Raw genomic sequence first — 5,525 nt, forward strand, 5'->3', positions numbered from 1 at the left:
CGGACCCGGCGCACGGCCTCGGCTTCGGGCTGCCGCTCGTGCGCGACATCGCCCGGCGCGACGGCGGCGACGTGTGGGTCGCGGATCCCGGCGGCCCGCCTCCTCGTGCTGAGTCCGGCGCGGTGTTCTGCGCGCGTCTCGCGGGCGTCGTCGAGCCGCCCGACGCGGATCCGCCCGCCCCCGACGACCCTCTCGCCCTCGACCCCGACCCCCACGGAGCCCGCGCATGACCGACGACCTCACCGTCCTCGTCGTCGACGACGACTTCCGCATCGCCCGCCTGCACGAGGGCATCGTGGAGCAGGCGCCCGGGTTCCGCGCCGTCGGCACCGCGGGCAGCGTGCGGGCGGCGCTCGCCGTGCTCGACACGTCCCGCCCTGACCTCGTGCTCCTCGACGCGTACCTGCCCGACGGCAGCGGCGTCGACCTGGTGCGGCGCATCGAGCCCGACGTGATCCTCGTCACCGCAGCCGACGACCCCGCCACCGTCCGCCGCGCCCTCCGCGGCGGCGCCGTCTCCTATCTCGTGAAGCCGTTCGCGCCCGAGCTGCTCACGGCGCGCCTCGCGGCCTACGCGGCCTTCCGCGCCGGGCTCGCGACGGACCGCCCGCTCGACCAGGCCGGCATCGACCGCGCCATCCACGCCCTGCGGCCCGGCCGGGTCTCCGCACGCGAGCGGCCGGCCACCGAGCAGGCCGTGCTCGACGCGCTCTCCGCGTCCGACGAGGAGCTCAGCGCCCCCGAGATCGCCGAGCGTGTGGGCGTCTCCCGCGCCACCGCGCAGCGCTACCTCGGCGCCCTCGCCCGCGACCGTGTCGTGGACGTGCAGCTCAACTACGGATCCACGGGTCGCCCGGAGCACCGCTACCGGATCCTGCGGCCGCGGTAGACGCACGACGGCCCGGCACCCGCGCGTGCGGGGCCGGGCCGTCGAGGCGGCGGAGAGCGGATCAGCTCCCGACGGCCACCGGCAGCGGCACCTCGTCGGCGGCGAGCTCCTCGCTCGTCGACCCCAGCACCTCGCGGACGGCCTCGCGGATGATCGCGAGCCCCTCCTCGACCTCGGCGTCGGTGATGGTGAGCGCGGGCAGCACCTTCATGACGGTGCCGCCGGCGCCGCTCGTCTCCATGAGCATGCCGCGCTCGAACGCCGCCCGGCAGACGGCGCCGGCGAGCTCGCCCGAGGGGAACTCGATGCCGCGCGCGAGGCCGCGGCCGCGCACCTTCAGTGTCATCTCCGGTGCGACGGAGGCGGCGATCTCGGTGAAGACCTCGTGGATCCGCTCGCCCTTGCGGAGCGTGGACGCCTCCAGCTCGCCGTCGGCCCAGTAGAGGCGGATGGCCTCGGCGCCCGTGAGGAACGCGGGCGCGATGCCGCGGAACGTGCCGTTGTGCTCGCCCGGCTTCCACTGGTCGAGCTCGGGCTTGAGCAGCGTGAGGGCCATGGGCAGGCCGTAGCCGCCGATGGACTTGGAGAGCGTGACGATGTCGGGGACGATGCCGGACTCCTCGAAGCTGAAGAACCCGCCCGTGCGGCCGCAGCCCATCTGCACGTCGTCGACGATGAGCACGATGCCGTGGCGCGTGCACAGGTCGCGCAGCTTCCGCAGCCACTCGGGGGTCGCGACGTTGATGCCGCCCTCGCCCTGCACGGTCTCGACGATGACGCCGGCCGGCTTGTCGAAGCCCGAGCCGGAGTCGTCGAGGAGCTTCTCGAAGTACGCGAGGCTGTCGGTCTCTCCGCCGAGGTAGCCGTCGAACGGCACCGCGACCGCGTGGTGCAGCGGGTGCCCGGCGCCGCCGCGCTTGAGCGCGTTGCCGGTGACCGCGAGCGCGCCCTCGGTCATGCCGTGGAACGAGTTGGTGAAGTGCACGATCGTGGTGCGGCCGGTGACCTTGCGCGCGAGCTTCAGCGCGGCCTCGACCGCGTTCGCGCCGCCCGGGCCGGGGAACATGATGCGGTAGTCGAGCCCGCGCGGCTGCAGGATGACGTCCTGGAACGTCTGCAGGAAGTCGCGGCGGGCCTCCGTGAACATGTCGAGGGAGTGCGTGACCCCGTCGCGCAGGATGTAGTCGACCAGCTTCTGCTTGAGCCCGGCGTTGTTGTGCCCGTAGTTGAGCGCGCCGGCGCCCGCGAAGAAGTCGAGGTAGCGGTCGCCGTCGGCCGTGAACATCTCGCTGCCCACCGCGCGGTCGAAGACGACCGGCCAGCCGCGGCTGTAGCTCCGGACCTCGGATTCCATCTGCTCGAAGATCGTCATGCCGTGTCGCTCCTTGATGCTCATCGGCGACCTGCGTGGACCGCCGCACGTCGGGCGGGGCTCGTGGCTCCGGGCGACGGGGAAGGCGCTGCGATGCGCAGCCCCTCCATCGTCGCACCTCCTCCCGACATCGCAGGAATCCCTCGGGCGGGGGATATCTGTAGGGTCGCGGCATGGCCGATTCCGGGGACGTCGATCCGCTCCGGGCCCCGGGGACCGCGATGATCCGGGTCGGCGACCGGCGGGTGCGGCACCGCGTGACCGGCTCCGGGGATCCGCTCCTCCTCCTGCACGGCATCGGCCGCAGCCTCGAGGACTGGGACGAGCAGCACGCGCGCCTCTCCGGCGGCCACGAGCTGCACAGCCTCGACCTGCCCGGGTTCGGCTGGTCGGATCCCGTCTCAGGTCCCACCACGCTCGAGTCCCTCGCCGACGCGCTGCCCGCGTACCTCGACGCGGCCGGCATCGCGGATCCGGTGACGGTGGTCGGCAACTCGCTCGGCGGCGCGGTCGCGATGACCCTCGCGACCCGGCATCCGGATCGCGTGCGGGCGCTCGTGCTCGCGGACAGCGCCGGGTTCGGGCGCCAGGTGACGGCGGGCCTGCGGATGCTCGCGTTCGACCCGCTCGCGACGCTCCTCATGCGCCCGTCGCCCGGCAACTCGCGGCGGTCGACCCGCGCGATCTTCCACGACCCGGCGCTCACGACCGACGAGCGCGTGCGGCACGCGCAGGAGCTCTCGGCCCGGCCGACCCATGCCGCGACGATGCTCGACATCGCGCGCGACCTCGGTACGGTCCGCGGCGTGAGCTCCCGCTGGCGCCGGCCGCTGGTGGAGAGCGTGCGGCTGTCCGGCCTGCCGGTGCTCGCGGTGTGGGGCGACCGCGACCGGATCCTCCCGCCCGCGCACCTCGCGGCCGTCGCGCGGGAGCTGCCCGACGCGCGCACCCGCCTCATCCCCGACTGCGGGCACATGCCCCAGATCGAGCGGCCGGACCTCTTCGCCGGCCTGGTCGAGGACTTCCTCGCGTCGCTGCCGGCGGATCCCGCGGAGCGGTCGGGGTACTAGGAGCGGTCGGCGTCCTCGTCGGTGTGATCGGAGTCGGTCGCGTCGCCGATGTCGGCGGCGTCGTCCTCGTCCTCGTCCTCGTCGACGGCGGTCCCCGAGCCGGTCGCCTCCGCGGCGGCGGCCGCGTGGCGGCCCGCGGGCGACAGCACGGACGGGTGGCGGGCCGCGAGGGCCTCGAGGCCGTCGTGGGCGGCGACGCGGACGGAGGTGTCGGGGTCGGTCAGCGCGCGGCGGATGACGTCCTCGTCGGACGGGCCTCCGACGGTGCCGAGCGCGCGGAGGGCGGCGCCGCGGACGCGGGCGTTCTCATCCGTGACCAGCACGGTCAGCGCGCGGACGAGCGGCAGCTGCCTCGCCGCGACGACCTTCGCGCAGGCCTCGCGCACGCGCCAGGCGCGGTTGGTGAGGTTCTTCTCGACGACCTTCGCGGCCTCGGGGGTCCAGGCGTACAGGAGCGCGCGGGCACCCCAGGCCTCGGGCCAGTAGAGGGGAGGCGCGCCGTTGAGGATCCCGCGGGCGTGGCGTCCGCCGACCAGCAGCAGGAAGTCGTCGCCCTCGTACAGGCCGTCCAGCAGGCCCATCGCCCGCAGGGCGACCTCCCGCTCGCTCGTGCGCGACACCGCGTCGCTCATGCGCGTCGCGAGGGAGTCCTCGCGACGGCGGGGGTCATCTCCGTCAGCCATGCCGTCAACCGTATCGGCTGCGGCAGGCCGGCCCCGCCGCCCGCGAGCGGCGGGGCCGGGGATCAGCCGGCCTGCGTGTTGAAGAGCAGCCCCAGCAGGTAGGTGGCCCCGGCGGCACCGAAGCCGATGAGCAGCTGGCGTCCCGCGCGGCGCAGCGGCGGCCCGCCCGAGAGGAGGCCGGTGACCGCCCCCGTGATCGACAGCGCGATGGCCACGAGCACGCACGCGATGACGAGGGCCGCGAACCCCTGGAGGCCGAACAGGTAGGGGAGCACGGGGATCACGGCGCCGGACGCGAAGAAGCAGAAGCTCGAGATCGCCGCGCCCCACGCCGTGCCGACGCTCTCGTGGTCGTCCTCGGCGGCGACGCCCGCGATGGTCACGGGGATCGGCCGGGTCTCCGCCGCGAGGTCGCGCAGCACCTCGTCGGCGTGCGCGAGCGCCTCCTCCTCCGTCATGCCGCGGGCGCGGTAGACGAGGGCGAGCTCGTTGGCGTCGACGTCGAGGTGGGGGAGCGCGTCGCGGGTGCCCGGATCCGGCGCCGAGGCCTCGAGCAGCTCGCGCTGCGAGCGCACGGACACGAACTCGCCCGCGCCCATGGAGAGCGCGCCGGCGAGGAGGCCCGCGAGGCCCGTGGCGAGGATCACGGCGTTGGGCACGCCCGTGGCTGTGATGCCGAGCACGAGCGCGAGGTTGCTGACGAGCCCGTCGTTGGCGCCGAAGACGGCGGCGCGGAAGGTGCCCGAGAGGCGCATGCGGCCGCGGGTGGCGAGGCCGCGCACGACCTCCTCGTGGACGCGCTCGTCGGCGGCCATCGCGTCGGTGGCGTCGGCGTCGTCCGCGTACGGCGACCGGCTCTCGGCGCGCTGCGCGAGCGCGAGCACGAAGACGGAGCCGAAGCGGCGGGCGAGGAGGCCGAGGATCCGCGTGCGGACGTCGCCGCGCACGGGCTTGCCGACGCGGTCGCCGAGCAGCTCGATCCAGTGGTCGGCGTGGCGGCCCTCCGCCTCGGCGAGGGCGAGCAGGATGTCGCGCTCCTCGCCCGTGCGGCGGCCCGCGAGGTCGCGGTACACGGCGGCCTCGGCGCGCTCGTCGGCGAGGTACTGCCGCCAGCGGCGCACCTGGGCGGGCGTCGGATCGGGCGTTCGGGCAGGGGGCATGGTGGTCATGGGTCCTCCGGTCGGGCGACGACCGGGACCCGCGGGGTCTCCGGCCGACGCGACGGCGCGCGTGCGCGAAGTCGTTCGTCTGGCCGAAGGTCTCGTCCGCCCACCGGGAAGCGTGCTCGTGGCGGGTGATGCACCGGGCCCGGGGGCCAGCATGTCGACGCATCGCCGTCCGGCGCGGAGGCCGGGGGGACTACTCCCCTTCGAGAGGAGACACTAGCGCACGGCCCCGAGCGGGCCCGCGCTGCCCGCCCGCTCAGGCCGGCGGCAGCAGCACGATGACGAGCGGCAGCACGGGCAGCGCGCACGCGACCGCGCACAGCAGCCGCAGCGCCACCCGGTGCC

General features: G+C 75.0%; 5 protein-coding genes and 1 pseudogene. 3 read left to right on the plus strand and 3 right to left on the minus strand.

What is annotated here, in order from left to right:
* Both DZG00_RS11680 and DZG00_RS11685 read left to right on the plus strand, forming a co-directional pair.
* Window positions 1–230, plus strand: a pseudogene (locus DZG00_RS11680) (HAMP domain-containing histidine kinase); the annotation flags it as partial.
* Entirely contained in the window at window positions 227–889 is a 663-nt protein-coding gene (locus DZG00_RS11685) for a response regulator transcription factor (protein WP_119455646.1), read from the plus strand. The pseudogene DZG00_RS11680 and the gene DZG00_RS11685, both read left to right, overlap by 4 nt.
* A 61-nt stretch (window positions 890–950) precedes the next feature.
* Here DZG00_RS11685 and ectB read toward each other — a convergent pair whose 3' ends face one another.
* Entirely contained in the window at window positions 951–2,285 is a 1,335-nt protein-coding gene (gene ectB, locus DZG00_RS11690) for a diaminobutyrate--2-oxoglutarate transaminase (protein ID WP_199688992.1), read from the minus strand.
* Between the two features lie 149 nt (window positions 2,286–2,434).
* On the opposite strand from ectB, the gene DZG00_RS11695 reads away from it, so the two are divergent.
* Complete coding sequence (locus DZG00_RS11695; RefSeq protein WP_119382987.1) at window positions 2,435–3,331, plus strand: alpha/beta fold hydrolase; 897 nt, start codon at window positions 2,435–2,437, stop codon at window positions 3,329–3,331.
* On the opposite strand, the gene DZG00_RS11700 is transcribed toward DZG00_RS11695, so the two are convergent.
* Both DZG00_RS11700 and DZG00_RS11705 read right to left on the minus strand, forming a co-directional pair.
* A complete protein-coding gene (locus DZG00_RS11700) occupies window positions 3,328–4,014 on the minus strand; it encodes a HEAT repeat domain-containing protein (RefSeq protein WP_119455647.1) in 687 nt (228 codons plus the stop codon). The genes DZG00_RS11695 and DZG00_RS11700 overlap by 4 nt on opposite strands.
* A 62-nt stretch (window positions 4,015–4,076) precedes the next feature.
* Window positions 4,077–5,183 carry a VIT1/CCC1 transporter family protein gene (locus DZG00_RS11705; RefSeq protein ID WP_119383071.1) on the minus strand — a complete coding sequence of 369 codons (1,107 nt, stop codon included), beginning with the start codon at window positions 5,181–5,183 and terminating at the stop codon, window positions 4,077–4,079.
* Window positions 5,184–5,525: the final 342 nt, after the last annotated feature.

Source organism: Clavibacter lycopersici (assembly GCF_003576405.1).
Classification (GTDB): domain Bacteria; phylum Actinomycetota; class Actinomycetes; order Actinomycetales; family Microbacteriaceae; genus Clavibacter; species Clavibacter lycopersici.